The organism is Enterococcus sp. JM9B, from assembly GCF_009933265.1.
GTDB classification, from domain to species: Bacteria; Bacillota; Bacilli; order Lactobacillales; family Enterococcaceae; genus Enterococcus_C; species Enterococcus_C songbeiensis.
The window spans coordinates 34,549-58,515 of record NZ_MAEK01000026.1 but is presented as its reverse complement, the minus strand read 5'-3'; the positions used below and the strand labels follow the sequence as shown (position 1 = coordinate 58,515).

General features: G+C 40.1%; 19 protein-coding genes. 15 read left to right on the top strand and 4 right to left on the bottom strand.

Features of this window, described 5'->3' with window-relative positions:
• The 4 genes from BAU16_RS07180 to BAU16_RS07165 all read left to right on the top strand — a co-directional run bounded on the left by BAU16_RS07180 (nucleotide 1) and on the right by BAU16_RS07165 (nucleotide 5,427).
• Nucleotides 1–1,620, top strand: coding sequence for a glycoside hydrolase family 13 protein (locus BAU16_RS07180; protein WP_161526801.1), 1,620 nt, complete (start codon nucleotides 1–3; stop codon nucleotides 1,618–1,620).
• Nucleotides 1,620–3,251 carry a glycoside hydrolase family 13 protein gene (locus BAU16_RS07175; protein ID WP_161526800.1) on the top strand — a complete coding sequence of 544 codons (1,632 nt, stop codon included), beginning with the start codon at nucleotides 1,620–1,622 and terminating at the stop codon, nucleotides 3,249–3,251. The genes BAU16_RS07180 and BAU16_RS07175 overlap by 1 nt, the downstream gene beginning before the upstream one ends.
• A 190-nt stretch (nucleotides 3,252–3,441) precedes the next feature.
• Nucleotides 3,442–4,455, top strand: coding sequence for an LPXTG cell wall anchor domain-containing protein (locus BAU16_RS07170; protein ID WP_161526799.1), 1,014 nt, complete (start codon nucleotides 3,442–3,444; stop codon nucleotides 4,453–4,455).
• An 84-nt stretch (nucleotides 4,456–4,539) separates the two neighbouring features.
• Nucleotides 4,540–5,427, top strand: a complete 888-nt coding sequence (locus tag BAU16_RS07165) for a hypothetical protein (RefSeq protein ID WP_161526798.1) — start codon at nucleotides 4,540–4,542, stop codon at nucleotides 5,425–5,427.
• A 54-nt stretch (nucleotides 5,428–5,481) separates the two neighbouring features.
• Here the strand turns inward: BAU16_RS07165 and BAU16_RS07160 are convergent, their stop codons facing one another.
• Complete coding sequence (locus BAU16_RS07160; protein ID WP_137605333.1) at nucleotides 5,482–6,138, bottom strand: FMN-dependent NADH-azoreductase; 657 nt, start codon at nucleotides 6,136–6,138, stop codon at nucleotides 5,482–5,484.
• 85 nt (nucleotides 6,139–6,223) lie between these two features.
• Between BAU16_RS07160 and BAU16_RS07155 the strand changes: the two genes are divergently transcribed.
• Both BAU16_RS07155 and efp read left to right on the top strand, forming a co-directional pair.
• Nucleotides 6,224–7,177, top strand: a complete 954-nt coding sequence (locus tag BAU16_RS07155; RefSeq protein WP_137605332.1) for a helix-turn-helix transcriptional regulator — start codon at nucleotides 6,224–6,226, stop codon at nucleotides 7,175–7,177.
• Between the two features lie 74 nt (nucleotides 7,178–7,251).
• Entirely contained in the window at nucleotides 7,252–7,815 is a 564-nt protein-coding gene (efp, locus tag BAU16_RS07150) for an elongation factor P (RefSeq protein ID WP_048603942.1), read from the top strand.
• A gap of 13 nt (nucleotides 7,816–7,828) precedes the next feature.
• Here efp and BAU16_RS07145 read toward each other — a convergent pair whose 3' ends face one another.
• Together BAU16_RS07145 and BAU16_RS07140 are read right to left on the bottom strand one after the other, a co-directional pair.
• Entirely contained in the window at nucleotides 7,829–8,143 is a 315-nt protein-coding gene (locus BAU16_RS07145; RefSeq protein WP_161526797.1) for a GIY-YIG nuclease family protein, read from the bottom strand.
• Nucleotides 8,133–8,867 (bottom strand): tRNA1(Val) (adenine(37)-N6)-methyltransferase, encoded by a 735-nt coding sequence (locus tag BAU16_RS07140; protein WP_048603944.1) that lies wholly within the window; start codon nucleotides 8,865–8,867, stop codon nucleotides 8,133–8,135. Before BAU16_RS07140 ends, BAU16_RS07145 begins: the two co-directional genes overlap by 11 nt.
• 133 nt (nucleotides 8,868–9,000) lie before the next feature.
• On the opposite strand from BAU16_RS07140, the gene BAU16_RS07135 reads away from it, so the two are divergent.
• The 5 genes from BAU16_RS07135 to BAU16_RS07115 all read left to right on the top strand — a co-directional run bounded on the left by BAU16_RS07135 (nucleotide 9,001) and on the right by BAU16_RS07115 (nucleotide 17,816).
• Nucleotides 9,001–9,627 carry a lysophospholipid acyltransferase family protein gene (locus tag BAU16_RS07135; RefSeq protein ID WP_048603945.1) on the top strand — a complete coding sequence of 209 codons (627 nt, stop codon included), beginning with the start codon at nucleotides 9,001–9,003 and terminating at the stop codon, nucleotides 9,625–9,627.
• Nucleotides 9,628–9,729: 102 nt separating this feature from the next.
• Complete coding sequence (locus BAU16_RS07130; RefSeq protein ID WP_161526796.1) at nucleotides 9,730–10,872, top strand: exonuclease SbcCD subunit D; 1,143 nt, start codon at nucleotides 9,730–9,732, stop codon at nucleotides 10,870–10,872.
• On the top strand, nucleotides 10,854–13,964 hold the full coding sequence (locus tag BAU16_RS07125) for an AAA family ATPase (RefSeq protein ID WP_161526795.1): 3,111 nt from the start codon (nucleotides 10,854–10,856) through the stop codon (nucleotides 13,962–13,964). Before BAU16_RS07130 ends, BAU16_RS07125 begins: the two co-directional genes overlap by 19 nt.
• A gap of 55 nt (nucleotides 13,965–14,019) precedes the next feature.
• On the top strand, nucleotides 14,020–17,199 hold the full coding sequence (locus BAU16_RS07120; RefSeq protein WP_161526794.1) for a DEAD/DEAH box helicase: 3,180 nt from the start codon (nucleotides 14,020–14,022) through the stop codon (nucleotides 17,197–17,199).
• A 134-nt stretch (nucleotides 17,200–17,333) separates the two neighbouring features.
• On the top strand, nucleotides 17,334–17,816 hold the full coding sequence (locus BAU16_RS07115; protein WP_161526793.1) for a DUF7000 family protein: 483 nt from the start codon (nucleotides 17,334–17,336) through the stop codon (nucleotides 17,814–17,816).
• 227 nt (nucleotides 17,817–18,043) lie between these two features.
• Here the strand turns inward: BAU16_RS07115 and BAU16_RS07110 are convergent, their stop codons facing one another.
• Nucleotides 18,044–18,757 (bottom strand): HAD family hydrolase, encoded by a 714-nt coding sequence (locus BAU16_RS07110; protein ID WP_161526792.1) that lies wholly within the window; start codon nucleotides 18,755–18,757, stop codon nucleotides 18,044–18,046.
• A 319-nt stretch (nucleotides 18,758–19,076) separates the two neighbouring features.
• Between BAU16_RS07110 and BAU16_RS07105 the strand changes: the two genes are divergently transcribed.
• From BAU16_RS07105 to BAU16_RS07090, 4 genes are all read left to right on the top strand, one after another.
• A complete protein-coding gene (locus BAU16_RS07105) occupies nucleotides 19,077–20,792 on the top strand; it encodes an ABC transporter ATP-binding protein (protein WP_161526791.1) in 1,716 nt (571 codons plus the stop codon).
• A 652-nt stretch (nucleotides 20,793–21,444) separates the two neighbouring features.
• Entirely contained in the window at nucleotides 21,445–21,843 is a 399-nt protein-coding gene (spxA, locus tag BAU16_RS07100) for a transcriptional regulator SpxA (RefSeq protein WP_048603951.1), read from the top strand.
• Between the two features lie 214 nt (nucleotides 21,844–22,057).
• Entirely contained in the window at nucleotides 22,058–22,702 is a 645-nt protein-coding gene (locus tag BAU16_RS07095; protein WP_048603952.1) for an adaptor protein MecA, read from the top strand.
• A gap of 83 nt (nucleotides 22,703–22,785) precedes the next feature.
• Nucleotides 22,786–23,730, top strand: coding sequence for a competence protein CoiA (locus tag BAU16_RS07090; protein ID WP_161526790.1), 945 nt, complete (start codon nucleotides 22,786–22,788; stop codon nucleotides 23,728–23,730).
• The last annotated feature ends 237 nt before the right edge of the window (nucleotides 23,731–23,967 follow it).

Here is a 23,967-nt window from a genome sequence, read left to right as displayed (position 1 = left end):
ATGAAAAAAAATTGGTGGCAAGAAGTGGTGGTTTATCAAATTTATCCTCGAAGTTTTATGGATGCTAACGGAGATGGTATCGGGGATTTGCGAGGAATCATTTCTAAATTGGACTACCTTGAAAAATTAGGTATTGGTGCGATTTGGTTGTCTCCTGTTTATCAATCACCCAATGATGACAATGGATATGATATTTCCGATTATCAAGCAATAATGACAGAATTTGGCACTATGGCAGATTTGGATGAATTGATTGCTGAGGCAAAAAAACGTGGGATTCAATTAATTATGGATTTAGTAGTCAATCATACGTCAGATGAACACCACTGGTTTATTGAAGCGAAAAAAGGTCAAGATAACCCTTACCGGGAATATTATGTGTGGGCAGATCCAGTCAATGGGAAGGAACCGAATGACTTGCGTTCCACTTTTTCTGGTTCAGCATGGGCTTTTGACGAAGAGAGCGGACAGTATTACCTTCATCTTTTCAGCAAAAAACAACCAGATTTGAATTGGCAAAATCCAGCAGTTCGTCAGGAAGTCTACGACATGATGAATTTTTGGATCGACAAAGGCATCGGCGGTTTCCGAATGGACGTAATCGATTTGATTGGTAAACTTCCTGAAAAGGAAATTACCGGCAATGGTCCACAACTGCATGAGTTTTTACAGGAAATGAACCAAAAAACTTTTGGCGGAAAAAATTTATTGACCGTTGGGGAGACGTGGGGAGCGACACCTGAAATTGCCAAAGAATATTCTGATCCTCGACGAAAAGAATTGTCGATGGTTTTCCAATTTGAACATATTGGACTAGATGAAATTCCCGGAAAAGAAAAATGGGATTATCGTCCATTGCAGGTTGCTGAATTAAAGGCAGTATTTGCAAAATGGCAAAATGAGCTTGGGGATGAAGGCTGGAATTCCTTGTTTTGGAATAACCATGATTTGCCACGAATTATTTCTCGCTGGGGAGATGAAAATGATCGGGTAAAAAGCGGAAAACTGCTGGCGATTTTGCTGCATTCATTAAAGGGAACACCGTATATTTACCAAGGGGAAGAAATCGGGATGCTTAATCGCCAGGTGACGGATATTTCACAAGTGGCGGATATTGAAAGTATCAATATGTATCATGAGCGTCTGGCACAAGGAATCAAGAAAGAAGAAATATTGGCGGCTATCAATCGGAAGGGCCGAGACAATGCTCGGACGCCAATGCAATGGAATGCTGGAAAAAATGCTGGATTTACTACAGGTACGCCTTGGTTAGCAGTCAATGAAAACTATCCGAAAATCAATGTTGAAGCAGCCTTGGCAGATGAAAATTCCTTGTTTTACACTTATCAAAAGCTGATTCAATTACGAAAAGAAAACCCAATTGTTGTTTGGGGTACTTTTGAATTGATCGAAACAGCGCCAGAAGTAATCGCTTATTATCGACAATTGGGAGAAGAAAAATGGTTGGTAGTCAATAACTTTTCCCGCCACTTAAATCCATTGCAATTGCCAGCTACGACAGTGTTAGAAACAGTGATTCACAATGAAACGGAAAAAATTACGGATGTAGAAAACTTAGTATTGCATCCTTGGCAATCATTTATAGTGAAGGTGAAGTAATGGAACAACAATGGTGGAAAAACGCAATTGGGTATCAAATCTATCCGCGCAGCTTTAAAGATTCGAATGGGGATGGGATTGGTGATTTGCAAGGAATTATCGAAAAATTGCCCTATTTGAAAGACTTGGGGATCGACTTTATTTGGCTTAATCCAATCTATCAATCACCCAATGTGGACAACGGGTACGATATTTCAGATTATCAGGCAATTCAAGAAGAATATGGCTCAATGGCAGATTTCGAAGAGTTATTGTCAAAAGCACATGAAATGGGCCTTAAGGTGATTTTGGATTTAGTTGTTAATCATACGAGTGACCAACATCCATGGTTTTTAGAAGCAAAAAAAAGCAAAGACAATCCATACCGGGATTATTACCATTGGCAAGATGCCAGCGAACAAAAGTTGCCAAATAATTGGCAAAGTTTTTTTGGAGGTTCGACATGGACGTATGATGAAGTAACAAACCAAGCCTTTTTTCACGTTTTTGCTCCGCAGCAACCAGATTTGAATTGGAAAAATCCAAAGGTACGGGAAGAAATTTATCGAATGATTCAATGGTGGTTGGATTTGGGGATTGATGGTTTCCGTCTAGATGCTATCAGTCATATTCAAAAAGCAGCTTGGCAGACCAAAATCAAAGATAATCCTTGGGCACCATTTATGAATGTTGCCGGTATCGATGCGTATATGCAGGATTTAAAGAAGATTTTTGGTGAATACCCGATTATGACCGTAGGAGAAGCGAGTGGTGTAACCAGTAAAAAAGCGGTTGGTTGGACGAATGCCGATGGTTATTTAGATATGATCTTTGAATTGGAACACAATGTTCGAGAAGGAGAACCCGGCAAGGAGCGAATCAATTTATTAGGTTTTAAAAAAGTTTTGGCCCGTTGGCAAAAACATTTGGAAAACGATGGCTGGAATGCACTTTATATTGAGAATCATGACAATCCACGATTCAATACGATTCTTGGCAATGAAACGGCCAAATCCGCAAAGGCCTTGGCAGTGATGTATTTGTTGTTAAAAGGAACACCATTTATTTATCAAGGACAAGAAATCGGGATGACCAATTTTCCTTTTACCAGTATTGAACAAGTGGATGCCAAAGATATGCATCGGTACTATCAAAGTTTATTGGCAGAAGGTCTTTCTGAATCAAAAGCGTTAGCTATAACCACACGTTGGGCACGGGACAATTCTCGAACACCAATGCAATGGGATGAGAGCGAGAATGCTGGTTTCACCACTGGAACACCGTGGTTGGCTGTCAATCCTAATGCTGCAACTATCAATGTTGAAGCGGAGGGAAGGACAGACTCTGTTTTGGCTTTCTACAAACAATTGATTGCCTATCGTAAAGCAGAACCCATTTTCACAGAAGGGAACTTTGATTTATTGTTGGCAAACGATCCCGATATTTTTGCCTATCAACGACAATTTCAAGGGAAGACCATCGTTGTTTTAGTGAATGCCAGTGAAAAAACGCGGAGAATTGAATTACCTAAACGTTTGCTCGCTTTTCAATGGGAATTAACCCTCGCTAACGGAAATCCGACGAAATTAGCGCAACGAATGACCTTAGCACCTTATGATGCATTCGTATTTGAAACAAAACAAACAGAATAGCTTGATAAAACATCACGGAAAAAACGCCGTGATGTTTTTTAATCCTTGATATATCAATGTTTCCCTCTCTGACTGTTTTTAATTTTGCAAAAATTATCAACGAATTTTAATAAAATAACTCTTATTATTGTTTTTTGCGGATGCTTGCGTTATCCTTTAAAACGGTCAAAATGAAAGGAGTTTTTTTTATATGTTGAACAAAATAGGGAGAATTGGTATCGCAACAATTTTGTTGGGAGGGTTATTTGTTGTGCCCACAGCAGAAAATTTTGCTGCTCAAACGACGATGGCTAGAGAACCAATTTATGTAACGGATACGGAAATATTTTTTGCAGATACTGGAGAAAATATCCATTCGAATATTGTCAAGGTCACTCCCGGTCAAGTGTTGTCTTTAGGAGCATTGGTTCACTTTTATGGGGGCAGTTTGGCTGATCCTTCTGGAATTCAAGTATCCATCAATGAGGCTCCAGCGGGTGTTTCGATAATCAATGAGACAATGCTGCAGCTAGATCCGGATAATCCTAAAATGGGAACGGCATTTTTTGATTTAGTGATTCCTGAAGAGATAGCTCTCACTCGTTTTACCATCAGTTTTTCTGTAAAAGGGGCGGGAATCGGTAGTTATGCACCAGAAACGATCACCTTTGAAGTAATTACCGGCGGAGATTCAAGTTCCAGCGATTCCAGCACAGAACCAAGCAGTAGCAGTAGCGATTCCAGCACAGAACCAAGCAGTAGCAGTAGCGATTCCAGCACAGAACCAAGCAGTAGCAGTAGCGATTCCAGCACAGAACCAAGCAGTAGCAGTAGTGATTCCAGTACAGAACCAAGCAGTAGCAGTAGCAATTCCAGTACAGAACCAAGCAGTAGCAGTAGCGATTCCAGCACGGAGCCGAGCAGTAGCAGTAGTGATTCCAGTACAGAGCCAAGCAGTAGCAGTAGCGATTCTAGCACAGAGCCAAGCAGTAGCAGTAGCAATTCAAGTACAGAAGAATCTTCTAGCGGTGAGAAACCAGCGACTTCTACTTCGATGGTTCCATTGATGTTTAATCAAAGGAGCGATTCACAAAAACCAACAACAACTTTCGCTCAAAATAAAAAACGGCTTCCTAAAACAAATGATCAAGCAACATCTTTGTGGATGGTGGGAGCGGGGATGATTTTGTTAGGACTTGGTGGAGTTGTTTTACGAAGAAAATAAAGAATCTGAACGATAAGGATTAGGTGACTTTCGTTTTTCATCAAAAAATATGGTAGGATAGAAAAAAACAGAAAGATTCTAAAAATGATGAAAAAAACGATTATTTTTCTTTTCTGTCTGCTTTTCTTGACGGGATGCGGAGAAAACCAAGCATTTGACCGCGGTTTTTCTAAAGGAATCACAGCAACCACCAAAGGGCAATACGAGCAGGCATTGGCTTATTTTTCTTTAGCGGAAAGTTTAAACCCTGGAGATAAAGAGCTTTCTCAGTACCAAGAACAGGTGGAACAGCTACAACACAGTACCGAGGAGATTGCTAAAGGCAAATTATCTGCTGCAAAAAAAATCGCTGATCAGGTAGTCAGGAATGAAAAAAGTTCCCGAATTATCAAACAAAAAGGAAGCGAATTGCTTGCAGAAGTTGCGGATCTTGAAAAACAAGTGGATCAGGTCAATGACCAAATCAATCAATTACAGGAATTGCTTACTAGTGGAAAAAGAAACGAAGCTACTGAGCAGCTTGTAAAAATCCAAAAACTTGATCTGACTCCCGCCTATCTTGCAGATGAACAAACTCGTGTGCAGCAATTGACGATACAATTGGTGGAACAACAAGCAGAAAAATCAGAGGCAGTAAATGATAAACCGGCTGTGACAACGGTTAAAATCCCCCAAGAGCTGCAACAAATTTGGTATGATGCACCAGCTGATGATGCACAGCGGCAACCGATTATGGAAATCACAGAGACGACAGTTCATTTTTATTATAATGATCGGTTTTATGCGATTCGTTCTTTTCAACAAAGAATGGATGAATATATCTTAAATTGGGATATGAATCTTTTTGCGGAACGTTACGGTCCCCAAGCGTTAGGGAATGACCCATTGCCCTTCCAATTCTTTTTGACAAAAGATACCCATACGGCAATTTTACAAATGGGTGAAACAACGATGTACGGAGAAATAAAATAAAGCGTTCGACCTCAAAAATCAGCATAAAAGCTGATGATTGTGGTCGAGCGTTTTTTATCGGTAGAAAGATTGAAACGCATTCGTCAGCTCCAGCGAAGCCTTCGATAAAATGGTTTCTTCGGGCAAGACAGCGGTACCTTCTGCCCGCACGATAGCGACTTGGTCAAACCCCATAATTTCTTGAAACATACTTTTAAGATAGTTGGGGGCAAAATCCAACGTACGATAGATAGTATTCTCTGTGTAGAGGGAACCACTGGCAAAAAGCAGCAGCATTCTGTAATTGTTCTTCATCAAGCCAACGGAAACTTTTCCGTTTTCATCTGGTGCATCAAGATAGCGGAAAGTTTCTCGAGCAATCAGGATATTATCAAGATAATCTTTTAATGCAGAAGTGATATTGAAATTATGCAGTGGGGATACGATCACGATACGTTGATGATTCTTGAATTGTGCCAATAGATTCTGTGACGTTTGGGCAACCACTTTTTCTTGATCAGCTAAAGGAAGTCCTTCAGCCTGTTTTGTCCAAATCGTCTGCAATTCTCCTGGAGTGATTCGGGGAATTTGGGTTTCATAGAGATTTAACACCGTAGCTGTTTCGTGGGGAAATTCTTCAGCAAATTTTTTTAAAAACAATGTTTGTAGTTTTAGTGAAAAATGTGCTGGATTTAAGTAGTCGGGATGGGCGTTAATAAGTAAAGTTTTCATGTTTGAGTTCCTCATTTCCTTTTGATATACTCACTTTACTATCTAAAGGTGCCAAAATAAGTCACCATTGAAATGGAGAAATAAAATGAATAAATCGGAGCGATTAAACCAAGAGATGATTTTTCTCAGTGGAAAGACTACTTTTCAGGTGAAGGATCTAATGGCGGAATTTCATGTCTCGAAGCGGACAGCACTACGGGACATCGCCGAGTTGGAGCTTTTGGGGTTGCCTTTTTATGTAGAAAACGGACGCTATGGCGGGTATCGTTTAATCAATCAAAAATTGTTGGTGCCGGTGTATTTCAGTAATGAAGAAATTCAGGCGATTTTTTTTGCATTGAAAGCTTTATCCTTATTATCCAGTACGCCGTTTGAAAAGTCTTATGAACATATTCGTCAAAAACTACTAGCCACTATTCCTGAAACGCAACAGCAGCAAGTTTCTCAACTTTTAGAGGTCATTGATTACCTTAGCGTACCACCAGTAAAAGAACTAAAACATCTTCCGCTGATTTTGCAAGCGATTTTGGATGAAAAAGTGATTACGGCAACGAATCAGCAACAGGATGACCAAGTGGTTCAACTACAAATTTTGGAACTGTTTTATCGTAGAGGTATTTGGTTTTGCAGCGGCTATGATATGGAAAGAAAAAAATGGGGAACCTATCGCTGTGATTATTTGAGTGAGGTTTCTGTGAATGAAAAAATCACTAAAACCTATTCTAAGAAGGAGTTAAAGCAGTTTCAGGTGGACTATGAAAATACCTATCACACGATTCCTTTTCGGTGCCGATTGACAGAATTTGGGAAAGAACTATTTTTAAAGAATCATTATCCTAATATGCAATTGGAAGAGAAAGATGGAAAGGTCTATATTATCGGCGGCTACAATCAAGAAGAATTGGCGTATATGACCCATTATTTCATTTCCTTTGGTCGCAATGTGTTGGTGGAGTATCCGGAGGAATTGAAGGAAAGTGTGTTGTCCGAAGTTCATTTGCTCCTCGCAGATTATCAAGAGGAAAAGAATTTCTCTTAGTTGCTAGCGTTATGCTGTTGGGTTTGCTACAATGGACGAGGACTATTTATATATAAGAAGAAAGAAGGATTTGCATGATTTCAGCAAGTGATTTAAGAGCAGGTATGACATTTGTCCAAGATGGCAAATTGATCAAAGTATTGGATGCCAGCCATCATAAACCTGGTAAAGGAAATACCGTTATGCGTATGAAATTAAAAGATGTACGTTCAGGCGCAACGTATGATACAACATTTCGTCCAGAAGAAAAATTTGAAAAAGCACACATTGATACAAATGCAGTGCAATATCTTTATACCATGGATGACACCGCATTTTTCATGGATCTAGAAAGCTATGAACAATATGAAATTCCAGTAGAAACTGTGGCTGACGAAATGAAATACATTTTAGAAAACATGGAAGTGAAAATTCAATTCTTCGGCAGTGAAGTGATTGGGGTTCAATTGCCATCTTCCGTCATCTTGAAGGTCGTAGAAACACAACCATCAATCAAAGGTGCAACCGTAACAGGTTCTGGCAAACCAGCAACGATGGAAACCGGCTTGGTAGTGAACGTTCCTGACTTCGTTGAAGAAGGCGAAGATTTGGAAATCAATACAACAGAAGGCACATACATCAAACGTGCATCAAAATAAGAAAAAAGTCAGATCAATCGATCTGGCTTTTTTCTTTCGGTTGCTCATTTTTTGACAGCTGATTAAGAGAAGCCGAGGTTCGTAAATAAGCTTCTTTTTTTTGCCGAGTAAGTTTTTTGAAAGCAGCTTCGGCTTTTGTCGCTTCACTGCGGGTAGCGAAATGCTCGGCATGGATCATCTGAACGGGACGGCGACTTTGAGGGTGGGTATACTTTGCGCCTGTTCCGCTGTTGTGTTCTGCTAAACGTCGTGGCAAATCCGTAGTATAGCCACCATAAAAACTGCCGTCCTGACACAAGAGAACATAAAAATAATGATTATTTGCCATAAAGCATCTGCCTGATTTCTGTTGTATAGTGGTTGTCGTCATCGTAAACGATCAATGAAGGGTTGATCTTGAAGCCATCTGTTTTGCCGTCTTTGATTCCCTCTACCAATAAAACATTGGCATCTTTTTCTTTTTTAGGGTGAACAAAGCGGATACGTTTTGGTGCGATCCGATATTTTTTCATCAGTTCTAAAATATCTAAAAACCGATCTGGACGATGGACCAACGCAAAATGACCGTTCATTTTCAAAAGTTTGCTGGAAACAGCAATTACTTCTTCCAAGCTAGTCGCGATTTCGTGGCGGGCTAAAGCCAGATGGGGATTAGGATTTTTTTCGTTTGTTGGCAGATCACGAAAATAAGGCGGATTGCAAACCAAGAGATCAACCGAATCGTGTTTGATTTTTGTGAAACTGTCCTTTAAATCCAATGTATACATGGTCATTTGTTCCTCTAAATGATTCAGTTGGATACTACGGCGAGCCATATCTGCCAAGCGATCCTGCAACTCAATCTGATAAATGTGGGCTTGTGTTTTGCGGCTAAGGAATAGACCGACTGCACCGTTTCCTGCGCACAGGTCGACGATGGTTCCTCTCTTAGGAATACGAGGGAAATTTGCCAATAAAACTGCATCCAAGGAAAAGGAGAAGACCTCTGGGCTTTGGATGATTTGAATGTCGTCGGCATAGAGTTGATCAATTCGTTCGCCGGAATTTAACATAAAAAGACACCTGCTTTAAAAAAAGTTATAGAAGTATTATACTACGTTTATATTTTTCAGCAAACAAACAAAAAGACTTGTCAACCAGAAATTTTTTTTGCATACTTAAGAATGTATCAGAAAGGAAGAGACGATGTTTTTTAGATTTATGCGGGGAGTTGTCCGAGTAGTCTTATTTATTCTAAACGGTAATGCCCATTATCAAAACAAACAAGCTTTACCCAAAAATGAAAATTATATTTTAGTTGCCCCACATCGAACGTGGTGGGACCCTTTGTATTTAGCTGTGGCTGCCAGTCCGAAGAAATTTAGTTTCATGGCAAAAGAAGAGCTGTTTAAAAATCCCGTGCTGCGTTTTATTTTAAAGCACGCCAATGCTTTTCCCGTTAAAAGAGACAAGCCAGGTCCAAGCGCGATAAAAACGCCGGTGAAATTACTGAAGGACACCGATTTAAGTCTAGTCATGTTTCCTAGTGGAACAAGACATTCGACGGAGTTAAAAGGTGGTATGGCGTTGATTGCCCGGATGGCAAAGGTTCGTATCGTTCCCAGTGTCTATCAAGGTCCCTTGACCTTTGGCGATCTGCTGAAACGTAAACCTGTGACGATTCGGTTTGGGGAACCCATCGACATCAGCGACATTAAGAAAATGGACAAAGAAGGTTTGGCAGAGGTCGAACGCCGGATTCAACAGGCATTTAATCAACTGGATCAGGAAGTCGATCCTAATTTTGTCTACCCAATCGAGAAGAAAGACTAAGAGAAAGACAGTTTGCGGACTGTTTTTCTCTTTTTTCATTTTCAGAAATGCAGAAAGTGTTATAATGGTTAGAAAGATATTTTTTCGAAGGGCTGTGAAAACGTGCGCTTTTTACATACGGCAGACTGGCACATCGGCAAAAAATTGAATGGCTACGATTTATTTGCCGATCAAAAATACATCTTAAATCAACTTTTGGCACTTGCGAAAAAAGAAGCAGTGGATGCCATCGTGATTGCTGGAGATTTGTACGATCGATCCGTACCGTCAGTAGAAGCGGTGGAAATTTTCAATCAGACGATTATTGAGATGAATTTAGATAATCAGTTTCCCATTTTGGCGATTTCTGGAAACCATGACAGTAGTATTCGTTTGGAAGCGGGGAGTCCGTGGTTTGCTAAGACGAATTTTTATTTGCATACGCGATTGTCTCAAGCTTTTCAGCCAATCGAAATGCAGAATGTCCAATTTTTTTTATTGCCTTACTTCGAGCCTTTTGAGGCACGGTTGTATTTTGATGAAGACCTTCCTACTATTAAAGCTGCCATGCAGCGGGTAGTGGTTGAAATGAAAAAAGCCTTTGATCCAACGAAAAAACAAGTATTGGTCAGTCATTTCTTTGTTGCGGGTAGTAGCCGGACAGACTCGGAGACACAAATTGAAGTCGGAGGGTTAGACGGTGTGCCGGCAGATTTATTGGCGGATTTTGACTATGTTGCATTGGGTCATTTGCACAATAAGGATGCATTGCATTCGGAAAATTGCCAATACAGCGGTGCACCCCTGAAATTTTCGGTTTCGGAAGCTGCACAAAAAAAAGGTGTCTTTTTAGTTGATACCGAAAAAAATACTCGAGAATTTTATCCGTTGACGCCTTTACATGATCTGCAGGAGATTACGGCTTCTTTCAAGGAATTGGTGACACCTGAATATTATCAAACACAAGATCGAGAGTTGTTTTTACATATCCAACTAACGGATCAAGCAATCATTCCCAACATGATGAATCAACTGCGGAGCATTTATCCTCGGATTTTAAGTGTGGAACGCAGAGAAGGAATTGCCGAAAAACGACCAACAACAAAATTCAAAAAACGCCTTCAGTCACCACAACAATTAATCGATGGTTTTTTTCAGGAAATGACGGAGACAAAATTGTCGGAAATCCAAGAAGCGTGGCTGGCAAAAGGTCTACAAGCAGTAACCAGAGAAATGAGTGAGGATACATGCAGCCAAGAAAATTAACGATGAAAAATTTTGGTCCCTTTATCAATGAGACGTTAGATTTTGGCGACTTTCAAGAAACGGGGTTATTTCTGGTCAGCGGCAAAACCGGTGCCGGCAAGACCACGATTTTTGACGGGATGACTTACGCACTATTTGGGGAAACCTCCGGCAGTTTGCGTTCCGGAAAAGAAATGCGGTCGATGTTTGCCTCGCCGAAAGAAGAAACCTGTGTCACTTTTTCCTTTGAACACCAAGGGCGAAGATATGAAATCGAACGCCGACCAGAGCAAACCTTGCTGAAAAAGCGGGGAGACGGCACAAAGGATCAAGCGGCAAAAGTGACATTGACGGTTTTTGAAAAAGAACAAGCCACCCGCCAATTTTCGAAAAAAAATGAAGTCGACCAATATATCAAAGAATTGCTGCATTTAGATGCCAAGCAATTTTTCCAAATCATTATGCTGCCGCAAGGGGAATTTCGTAATTTTCTGATTGCCTCCAGCAATGATAAAGAGCGGGTTTTGCGAAATTTATTCGGTACGGAACTGTATCAGCAATTGAATGAATGGCTGAAGGAGCAAAGCAAAAAGCAACAACAAAAAATCCAACAACAATTGGCACACGCAGAGACCTTGAAAACCCGGTTTATTTGGCGGAAAGAAGCACCGGTCTCCTTATCCTTGCCGGAAACCTTGACTCAGTGGACTGCTGCATTGCAAGAAGATACACAGCAACTTCAGGAGCTGGAAAAACAACTGGAAACGGCACAAAAAGCACAAAAAGAAGCCGAACAGAAATTTTATCAAGCCAAAGAGCAGCAAGCGTTCTTTGAAGAAATTGCTGAACTGCAACAAAAGCAAGCCAATGGGGAAAAGAAACTGCCCCGGATTTCAGCAAAAAAAATTTTGTTGGACCGACTGATTTGGAGCAAAGAACAACAGGGTCTTTTGGAGCAACAAGCTAGAAATCAACGAAATTATGCACAAGAAACGGCAAGACTGGCTGCTGTAAAAAATGCACAGCGAACACTGGAAGCTGCAAAAAAAAGTTGGCAGGAATGTCGGGAAGAAGTCCAACAAAAGCAAGAGGCATTGCAGCAAAAACAAACCGTCTTGCAGGAAAAAAAATATCTGCTGCCGCTAGTTGCAGAAAGAGAAACTTTGTTGGCACAGCAAACTGCTTTACAGGTAGCCAATAGTAAATTTGTTGCCGAAGAACAACAGCTAGTCAGGGAGCAACAGCAAACTACTCATAAAATAAATGACGCACAAGCGTTGTTGGCGCAAAAAGAAGCTTGGCAGGAGCAAGAAGTACGATTGCTAAAGGCCCAACAGTTGGCAGAAAATAGTCAGAAAAGTCAACAGGCAGTTTCTGTCTTTACAGAAGAAATCTTACAGCAGCAAACCGCATGGACTGTCAAGAATACAGAAAAAGAAAAACTGGCAGAAAATTTAGAAGAGAAAAAGCAACAGGTAGCGATTCTAAAAAGTCAAAACGCTAAAATGCAAATTGCTCGGTTAAGTCTGGATTTACTGGAAGGAGAGCCTTGTCCTGTCTGTGGGGCGACGAGCCATCCACAAGTAGCACAGCATCAAGTATATTCGTTACAAGAAATCAAAGATAACCAACGGAAATTAGAAACAACAGAAGAAGAACTGGGGACAAGCCGGGAAAAACTGGCGACGATTCAACAGCAACAGGCCCAATACGAGCAAGCAGTGCAGGAGCTGGAGCAAAAACTGCAAACAGCAAAAAAAGAACAGCAAGAAACGACACAGAATTTTTGGTTGTTTTTTGATGAACCTTCGTCAGAAAAAACACCGGAGGACTATCTTGCCGCAGTGTTGGCAGTTCATCACCAACAAGCTGCAGACTTTAAAGAAGCGCAACAACGGCTGGATGCTGCTTTCTTAGCCCAAGAAAAAGTAGCGACACAATTGCAAGCCTTAAAAGACAACCAGCAACAGCTTTTGCAGCAAGATCAGCAAATTAGTGGAAAACTGGAAACGTTGACTGGACAGACTGGAAAAGTAACGAAGGAGCAACTAACGGAAGAAATTGCCCGCTTATCCATTGAAATTCAAACATTGCAGGAATTTTTGCAAGCCGATACTGCACAGGAAGAACAGCTAAAAGCAGAAGAAATTTCTTTGCGGGAACAAGACAAACAGCTGTCAAACCAAGTGGTCCAACTTCAGCAGGAACAAGAAGAAATTGAAGGAAACGTTCAGAAAGTTTTAGCTGATTCGCCATTTTCTGTCGAGGAACAACAGCTACGAGAATGGCTGGAGGACAGTGGAGAAATTCCAGCGCTGACGAAAGAAATTGCTGATTTTGAGAAGGAAGCAGAATTTCTAGAACAGCGGCTGCGAGCCTTGCAGGACAAAATAAAAGGCAGCACGCCGCCAGATGTCGGATACTTTATGCAACAACGGCAAGAAGCCGAAACATTGGTTCAAAACATACAGGAACATTTTTTTGAACAAAAAGAACGGCTTACTCAAAATCAAAAATTGTCGGCAGAATTGACGGAACTTTATAAAAAAAATGCTCAGGAAGTTGAAGCACAAGCCCAACTGCAACAATTATTTCAAACCATCAATGGGGATAATCCGTATAAAACAAGCTTGGAGCGCTATGTACTGCAGGCGTATCTGGCGGAGATTTTAGCGTTGGCTAATCAACGACTGCTGCGCTTGACACGGGGCAGGTATCAATTTGAATTGGCAGATCAAGTGAATGGCAATAAAAAGAACACAGGATTAGAGATTAATATTTATGATGACAATGCCGGTGCTTCACGGCGGGCACACACCTTGTCTGGCGGAGAAAGCTTTATTGCAGCGTTGGCATTAGCATTGTCTTTGGCAGATGTCATACAGAATCGTTCTGGGGGAGTCGCTATCGAGGCACTTTTCATCGATGAAGGCTTTGGTTCTTTAGACGAGGAATCGTTGGAAATGGCGATGGAAGCCTTGGAAATGATTGAAAATGAAGGACGGATGATCGGCATTATCAGCCATGTGCGGGAATTGAAAGAACGTGTCACCCAACAATTGTTGGTGCAAACCAATGGCAGCGGACAAAGCACGATTGCTTATCGGTCGTGAGTTTCTAAATCGTTAAAAAAGTTACGGGAAAACAAACCGACAAGGAGGAACCCATGTGAAGTGGAGTATACCAGAAAAAGTAATTGAACGAGGGCGTACATACGTCAAAGAAGGCCGCGTTCTTTCGGTGACCCCGGATCCAGCGAATAAAGTTTGGCATGCAGAGGTTTTAGGTAGTGAATTATATCGTATCGAGTTGGATGCAACGGCGAAAGAGGAAGATTTTTGTCAATGTCCTTACTGGGAAGAACATCACTATTGCAAACACACGGTAGCTGTTGAGCTGTATTTACGGCAACAGGGAAAATCACGAAGTATCCAAGCGGAGGATATTCCGCAGAAAACGATTTTTTCTGCATCAGAGATGTTTACGAATGGTTTTTCTCGATTGCAAAAAGAAGAAGACAAAGAAACGGCTCCATTGACTGTAGAATTTCAACTGGATATTTTGGAGACCAATCCTTACCATGAAGAACTTTCAGTGATCGGTATTTCTGCTCGCTTAGGCTATCAAGAAACTAAGCGGACGTATGTCATTAAAAATATTTATAAATTTTTGCAAGCGAGTCAAGAGCAAAAAAAGATTTTGATCAATAAGCAATATCCTTTCCAATTATCAGAGACGGCTTTTTCCCCGGCAGTCAATGATTTGTTGCGGAAATTGGCGGGTATCGCCCAGACACAACAACTGATTGGACAAGCCGGCATTCAAGTGAAGGGAAAATTGGACAAAAAATATTTACTGTTGCCGGTGGCTTTTGGGGAAGAATTGCTTCAAGAAATGCAAGCGGTGCCCACAACCTTGATCGTTGGTGAAAAGAAACTTTCTAAATTGCAGTTTGCAAAAGAAAGTCATCCGCTGGCCTTTCAACTGACGAAAGACCAAGAGCAGTTCTATTTGACAATTACGAAAAATTTCCAAAAAGTTTTGTCTCACTACAATTGGGGGATTATGGAGAACCAAATTTACCAACTAACTGCGGAACAAATGGCGGTTTATGGTACTTTAGATCAATTGTTGAAACGCTTGGAACAACCAACGATTGAGTACCGTAAAGCGGAATTATCGGCTTTATTTACTCAGGTGCTGCCACTTTTGAGAAAAATTGGTATGGTTACTATTGATCCGGCGGTTTCAGAAGAAATCAGTGATGCGCCATTATCGGTGGCCTTTACCTTGCGGAAGAAAAAAGGACAGATTGCTTTGCAGTTGGATTTTCAGTATGGAGAAGTTATTTTTTCAAGTGATAAAAAACATACGGTTCTTCCCAAAAATCATCCGGAAATTTTGCGTGATATCAAAAATGAACAACGGAGTCGGCATTTACTACAACAGCTGAATTTCTCTCAAACAGAGGAAGGATGGATCAAACCATTGCCGACGGGTGGAGATCTTTTCCGATTCTTTACCACTGAAATTCCCCTCATGCGGCGATTAGGAACCGTACGAATTGGAAAGAAACTGCGGGAAATGTATCTTGATGCCGGCCAACATCGCCCACAAATTGCGGTTTCCGAAGAAGGCTCGTGGCTGGATGTGCGATTTGACATTTCCGGAATCGATGAGCAGGAAATCGATGCAATTTTGGCAGGGTTATTGCGGCAGGATCAATTTTACACGTTGGAAAATGGGCAAGTGCTGTCCCTTGAATCCGAGGAGTTTCAACAAACCAGTGAGATTTTGAAAAAATTCCGGGAAGTAATCCATGCCAAAAAAGGGGTGGTACAGATTCCTCGGCACCAAGGGTTACAGCTGCAAAAACAATTAGCCGACACTTCGGCAACATTTAGTGCTAGTTTTGAACAAATGGCGACTGATTTAACTCATCCGGAAAAATACCTGGCAACCTTGCCAACAGGATTAGAGGCAAATTTGCGGGAATACCAAGTCACGGGATTCCAATGGCTGAAAATGTTGAGTCATTATCAATTTGGCGGTATTTTGGCAGATGAAATGGGTCTTGGGAAAACCTTGCAGACGATTGCTTACCTGCTTTCAGAAAAACAAGAAATCGGTGCAATCCAAGCTCTGATCGTGGCACCCGCCAGTCTAACCTATAACTGGCAACAGGAAATCAAACGCTTTGCCCCTAATCTTAAGGCGCAAGTGGTGACTGGTAATCGTCAAGAACGAGAATCTTTGCTGACGGAAGAAGCGGATATTTTTATTACTTCTTATGCAAGTTTGCGGCAAGACATCGATCGTTATCAGGAAATGCACTTGAATTATTTGATTTTGGATGAGGCTCAGATGGTAAAAAACAGCAGCACAAAAACTGCGCAAGCCTTGCGTTCTTTGCAAATTTTACATCGGTTTGCTTTGAGCGGAACACCAATTGAAAATAATTTGACGGAGCTGTGGTCCTTGTTCCAAATGATTATGCCGGGCTTTTTCCCAAATAAGTATTCTTTTCGGGAGATGGCGGCCGAAGAAATTGCTAAAATGATTAAGCCGTTTATTTTACGACGAGACAAGAAAACTGTTCTTCAAGACCTGCCGGAAAAAATCGAAACCAATTATTATAGTGTACTGACAGAGGATCAAAAACGAATTTATCTGGCGTATCTGCGACAAATGCAAGAGGAAATCACTCGAATGGATGCGGCGACCTTCAAGAAAAACCGGATTAGTATTCTTGCGGGACTTACCCGTTTGCGGCAAATCTGTTGTGATCCCAAACTCTTTTTGGATGATTACGAAGGTACCTCTGGAAAATTAGAACAAGCCAAAGATTTGATTGTGGCGGCAAAGGATAATAACCGGCGAATTTTATTGTTCTCTCAATTTACCAGCATGCTGTCGATCATTGCAGAAGAATTGCAGGAAATGGGATTGGAGTGCTTTTATTTACGAGGCAGTACGCCACCAAAGGAACGAATCAAAATGGTGGAAGCCTTCAATCGAGGAGAAAGAGATGTCTTTTTGATTTCCTTGAAAGCTGGAGGAACCGGCTTGAACTTGACCGGTGCCGACACCGTGATTCTCTACGATTTGTGGTGGAATCCTGCAGTGGAAGAACAAGCAGCAGCACGGGCACACCGAATTGGACAGAAAAAAGTCGTTGAGGTGTGGCGACTGATTGCAGAAGGAACGATAGAAGAACGCATGGATTCATTACAAAATGAAAAACGAGAGCTGTTCCAAAAAGTGATCCAAGGAAACGAAACCCAACTGCAACAAATGACCGAAGATGATATTCGAATGATTTTGAGTATTGGTGAAGAAGTAGAATAGAAAAGTTCGAAGAATGTCTGTGAGACACGTGCGAGGAAGATTCTGGAAAGGTGAAATCTGGTAAATTTTCTCGGGCGTGTTTTTAGACATTCAACGGCAAAAAAAGGGTAAGTTCACAAATGGGAGGGAACGACATGACGCGAAAGCTTAGTGAAGAGATTGAGTTTTACAGGCAACAAGTTTATGAAGGCAGCCCGATTTGCAATGCCTATAGTAACTTGATTTTTTTTGTTCAAAAACTACGGACTGATTTTTCCAAAGCAACGACGGAGTATAAAGTAGGGGGTATCTCGCTGGGGTACATGGATTATACCTATTTTCCATTTTTTGACGAATTTCTCAGGGAGAAGAAACTTAGATTTGGACTTGTTTTAAACCATCATCAGCTCCGATTTGAGTTGTGGGTAATGGCACAAAATGCAGAAGAACAAATACGCCAGTGGGAGAAACTGAAAAATCTCAGTTGGAATCAAGAAAAGCAAGCAATGCCCAAGTATACGGTGCTTGATGTTGTGATTGAAAAGGACCCAAATTTTGAGGATTTAGAATTGTTGTCAGATGTAATTATTCAAAAATCCTTAGCCGAAGCAAAAAAAATCTATCCTTTTTTAGAGTGATCTCAAAAAGTTAGGCATTCAAGGAGTGGAGAAATCCCCTCCTTTTTTCATGTAATAAGAGCATTGAAAAATCGTTCATTTGAATTTGACCCTATAGTTAGTCATAAAAATACCACCCACAAAAGTTCGATTTTTGGTCTAACTTTTTGGGGGTGGTTCATTTTAGAATAGATTTTTCTATTTCTTAGCAAACGGGTGAATAACCTAGTCCAGGGATAGAACGAAGCCTAGATAAAAATAGCTTGAATCGTAGGGAAAATTTGATCAAAAGAAGTCAATTCGATGTCATGGATGTGCTGTTCACCTGTTGGCACTTTACGATTACGATGATTGAACCACAGGGATTTCCAGCCGGCTTTTTTTGAGCCTACGACATCATTTTCAAAACTGTCACCGATGTACAGAGTATTCTTCCGCTGCATTTCAAAATTTCTTTCAGCTAAATGAAAAATTTCTGCATCCGGTTTTTGAAATCCAGTCGCTTGGGAAATAAGGACATGTTCTTTGTTGACCCAGTCCAATAAATCTAATTGCAACACCTTTTTGTACTGATGGTCGGTGGGGCCGTTGGTGATGATACCAATCGGAATTTGTTTTTTCTTCAAAAAATCCAACGTCTTTTTGATTTCTTCGTGCATTGTGATGGCATCCAGTTCTTCTTCGTAAATCTGTTGGAACTGCAAGGCTTCTGCTTCGGTGATGTGGGGATAATCGAGATCCTTCAAAGATTGGCTGATACGGAAGGTTCGCATGTAACTTAGCGTCCATTCCTCCGTGATTACTTTGCCAAAATTTTCATCGCTATGGACACGAAAACGCAAATACAAGTCACTCATGTCTTCCGGAGTCACTAAAGGGAATAAACGGGTCACTGCATTTCTAAAGGGTTGTTGCTGGTCATAAATCGTATCATCTACGTCAAAAACTACTGATTCAATCAAAAAAATTGCCACGCCTTTCAATTTCTGTAAGTTTTCAAAAAAGATTCCTGATTCATTCTAGCGGAATTTAAGCGGAAAAGAAAGACGATAAAGCCCGATAAATAAAGGTTTTATCTACTTAATTTCATATTTTACGATAAGGACAAGGTTTATCGATTTTCAGTTTTTTTGACCGAAAAATGATTTTGCAACCAGTGAAAGTTTGATTATAATGGATGAAGTACCTTAAAGCTGTTGTTTAGTGGAAGGACTAGCTCGAAAGGAAGATTGGTAGAATGCTGACAAAAATTTTCTACCTGAAAATGAAGGAGGATACCCATTGTTAAAACGTTTTTTTAGTTATTATCGTCCCTATAAGAAATTATTTATTTTAGATTTTTCCTGTGCTGTTTTGGCTGGTCTGCTGGAGTTGGCTTTTCCAGTTGCGGTCAATCAAGTGATTGACAAGATCATGCCGATGAAAAATTTTCGGATTATTCTACTGGCTTGTTTGGCGTTACTGGTTTTTTATCTTTTGAACACTGTCTTACAATATATCGTTGTCTTTTTCGGTCATAAGCTGGGGGTCAACATTGAAACGGATATGCGTCGGGAATTGTTCCGGCATTTGCAAAAGCAATCTTTTGAATACTATGACAATCAAAAGACCGGGAAGCTGATTAGTCGCTTGACCACAGATCTTTTTGAAATTTCGGAGGTTGCCCATCATGGACCGGAAGATGTTTTTATCACGATCATGACGTTGATTGGTGCTTTTTTATTGATGCTGCATACCCATGTGCAGTTGGCAATTGCGACGTTTGCGTTGTTGCCGTTGATTACAATTGCATTGGTCTTTTTCAATAAAAAAATGACCAAGGTCAACACGAAAATTTATGAAAATCTTGAGGAATTCAATGCGGGAGTAGAAGCTTCAGTCAGTGGTATCCGTGTCACCCAATCCTTTGCGAATGAATCGTTTGAGGCAAAGCGTTTTGATGGATTGAGCGAAGCTTATCGACAATCAAAGATTACTTTCTATAAAGTGATGGCGTTAAGTTCTTCTTATAATTACTTTTTGATCCGTCTAATCAATTTGTTTGCCTTGATATTCGGTGCTTATTATACGATTCGCCAAGAAATCACGTATGGAGATTTTGTCGGCTTTATTCTTTTATCCAATGTTTTTGTTCGTCCTATCGAAAAGGTCAACACCATGATCGAAAGCTACCCAAAAGGTATCGCCGGTTTCAAACGGCTGACGGAAGAATTGGACAAAAAATCGCTGATTGTTGATCGTCCAGATGCAGTTGCGGTGGATCATTTGAACGGGCATATTATTTATGAGGATGTTTCCTTTTCCTATATGGATTCTCAAAAAGTTTTGAATCATATTAATTTAGAGATTCACCCGGGAGAAACGGTGGCTTTCGTCGGTCAAAGCGGTTCTGGGAAAACGACATTGTGTAATCTGTTGCCCCGATTTTATGAGGTGACGGAAGGCAAGATTACTATCGATGGTCGAGATATCCAATCCATGACGTTAGAATCTTTACGAGATCAAATCGGGATTGTTCAACAGGATGTCTTTTTGTTCCCAGGAACGATTCGGGAAAATATTGCGTATGGAAAATTGGAAGCTAGTGAAGCAGAGATTTTGCAGGCGGTGTCATTGGCACATTTAGACAGTGTGATTCAGCAAATGAAGGATGGATTGGATACTGTGATTGGAGAACGGGGCGTCAAACTTTCCGGAGGACAAAAGCAGCGGGTCGCAATTGCACGGATGTTTTTGAAGAATCCGCCTATCTTGATTTTGGATGAAGCAACCTCGGCTTTGGACACAGAAACAGAACAAGTTATCCAAGAATCACTGAATTCCCTTGCGAAAGGACGAACAACGATGATTATTGCCCATCGTTTGGCAACCATCAAGCATGCTACCCGAATTATCGTGGTCAGTGATCAAGGGATTTTAGAACAAGGAACCCACGAAGAATTGATGGCTAAACGTGGACATTATCGGGGATTGTATGATGCACAATTCAGAAAATAGTCAAATATTCATGAAAAAAAGCTGATTTTAGAATAAAATCAGCTTTTTTAGGGTTTTTTTTATGTTTTTTAATACATTCTTCTTTGTGAAAGTTCTTATGAAAGAACTAAAAAAACGGAAAGAATAAAAAGAAGTGTTTTTTTTAAAATAAAGAAGCTTTCTTTCAAAAAGATAATACAGATTTTGCGCATCCTTTTCTTAACAAATAACTAAAAATATGTTTTGTAATCAGCATCACTGTTATTTCGGTCATTTGTTCGAAAGAGACTTGTGGTCGATTTTCTCATAATGGCAAGTTTTTCAGATGATTCCAGACAAGAATAATTCTTAATAGAAAAAAATTAAAAAACATTTTTTATAGAAATAACAATGTTTCTTCACTTTTCTATGTTATAAATAATACAGTTTGAAAGAACTGTTGTATAAGAGAAGTTTTATTGGAAATAAATGTGAAAATACTCATTTTAGAAAAATGAAAAAGCATGAAAGCGTATGTTTATAACGGTTATATTATTTTGAATCGATTACTTTTATTAAAAAAAGTTAAAAAAGTACTGGATATTTAAGTGAGTATTCGATATAATATAATCATATTAAAGATAAAGAGATTGCTGTTACAGAATCCTTTATATAATAAAAAGGAGTGATACCGTTGTTGACACTTTATACTTCCCCAAGCTGTACGTCATGCAGAAAAGCTCGTGCGTGGTTGCAAGAGCACGAAATTCCGTTCGTTGAAAGAAATATTTTTTCCGAACCGTTGAATATCTCTGAGTTAAAGGCCATTTTGCAAATGACCGAAGACGGAACAGAAGAAATTATTTCTACCCGCTCGAAAGTTTTTCAAAAATTGAATATCGATTTAGATGAGTTGCCATTGCCAGAGTTATTGGATCTTGTCCAAAAAAATCCTGGACTTTTGCGCCGTCCGATTATGATCGATGAAAAACGTCTGCAAGTTGGTTTCAACGAAGACGAGATTCGTCGCTTCTTACCAAGAGAAGTACGACAATTAGAATTACGGCATGCACAGCTCATGGCTGGATTATAGAAGAAAAAACGAAGGGAAGCAGGTTGAAAACGATCTGCTTCCTTTTTTTGACAAAAGAGAACAACTTCTCGTCTAAGCAGGGAAGTACTAGGAAGAAAAGCGCAGCCAAAAAATTATTTTCTTTCTATTAGGAATTGTAGTTTTTGCTTTACTTTTCCTTTTCTTCCGTTACAATGTAGCTATAATGCGAGTACAAAAGTGAGGTGTAGCTAAGATGGAAATGGAACATATCAATGAAAATACGATTCGTGTGATGATCAAGGGTGAAGATTTAGCTGCTCGAGGAATCACTTTTCTGGACTTGCTGGGCAACCAAAATGAAATAGAAAACTTTTTCTACAGCATTTTAGAAGAGGTCGATATTGATGAAGAATTCAAAGGCAGCGATGCAGTTACTTTTCAAGTTCTTCCGAAGGGTGATGGATTAGAATTATTTATCAGCAAAAATCTTCAACCAGAAGACCTGTCCCAATTTGAAGAAATGGGTAGCGGCTCACCAGAAGAAATCACTGACTTTTTGAAAAAACACGTGGCAGATCAGCTGGAAGAAAATACCAAACCAGAGGAAGTCAAACGTCATTTTGTTTTAGAGATGGTGGATTTTGAACAGATGATCCAATTGGCTAATGAGGTCCAATTAGATTGTGCAATCACTGACCTTTATGAAATGAACGATTTCTACTTTTTGGAAATCCAATTTCTTGATGAATTGATTCTTGACAGCGAGGTCAAAGATATTTTATCTCACTTATCTGAATTTGCTCGAAAAAGCCATGTGACGCCGGAAGTTTTGGCAGAACATGGGAAACAGTTGATGGAACATGATGCATTAGCATTGACCCGTCATTATTTTCATTAAACCCGAACACTTGCTTCGTTTCAAGCAAGTGTTTTTTTGTGGAAAAAAATCAAACTTGCGTATTTTTTCTTGAGGTGATTTTTATGTTAGTTGCGCGAAATCAAGAAGAATTGATCGCAAGCTTTGATTATCAGAAAAAAATTCAAGATCGTTTGGTTTGCCCAAGTTGTGGAAAACCGGTTCGCTTTAAACAAGGTAGTCGAAAAATTCCCCACTTTGCTCATGTTAAAGCGGATTGCCAATCATTTAGTGAAGGAGAAACTTGGGAACATGTAGAGGGAAAACGCATGATTATGGAGACTTTTCCCATGAAGCAGGCAAAACTCGAAGCTTATCTGCCAAATTTAAAACAGCGTCCGGATGTCTTGTGGGAAAAGCGTGCGATTGAGTTTCAGTGCTCTTCTTTGCCTTTTGTTCGATTTTTGGAACGGACAGAAAATTATCAGCGCCATGGGTATCATCCATGGTGGATTTTGGGGAGCCGTTTTTTTCCCACGACTCAGTTGAGCCAATTTCAAAAAGCTTGTTGCAGACTTTCTCAATCAGGTATTCATTTTTGGTGTCTGGATGTTGCAGCCCGACGCCTTCAAAAGGTTTCGCTTTCCTCATGGCATTATCAACAAGGAATTTCATTTGACATCAAAAGCTGGAAACTGAAAAAGAAGTGGCAAATGAGTCGCCAACAAAGGGTAGCTCCTACTGCATGGCAAGCTCGTCACTATCGAGACCATCTTACCCACAAATTGCAACGTTGCCATAAACCTACTTTGTTACTGCAAGAACAACTTTATTTTCGACATCAATCCTTAAATACACTGCCCGATTGGTGTTATCAGCCGAGCTTGGGGTATTTCTTTTTTGCAGATCGTATGCTGCTGTTACGGAGTTTTTTTGAAGCAGGCTTGCCTTTTGAGGGATGGAAAGAAAAAATTCAACAACTTAACTGGGACTGGTCCTTTCCTATGATTCCTCAGGAAATCGTTTTACAAAAGTGCTACCTTGAATGCCAAGTGCTTACGCAAAGATAAAAAAGAAAATTCAGACTTTTTACACATTTTTTTGAAAATAATATGATAAGATAGAATCAGTTGCACAAGGAGTTTAGTTCCTCTTTTATCAAGATGACTAGTGGAATGAGGATAGGGCGAGAGAACGTGACTAAATTTTCTATTAAGAAAATTTAATACATTAAAAAGAACAAGGATATCAGTTCCTCTTTTATCAAGATGACTAGTGGAATGATATACGGCGTGAAAATCAGACTA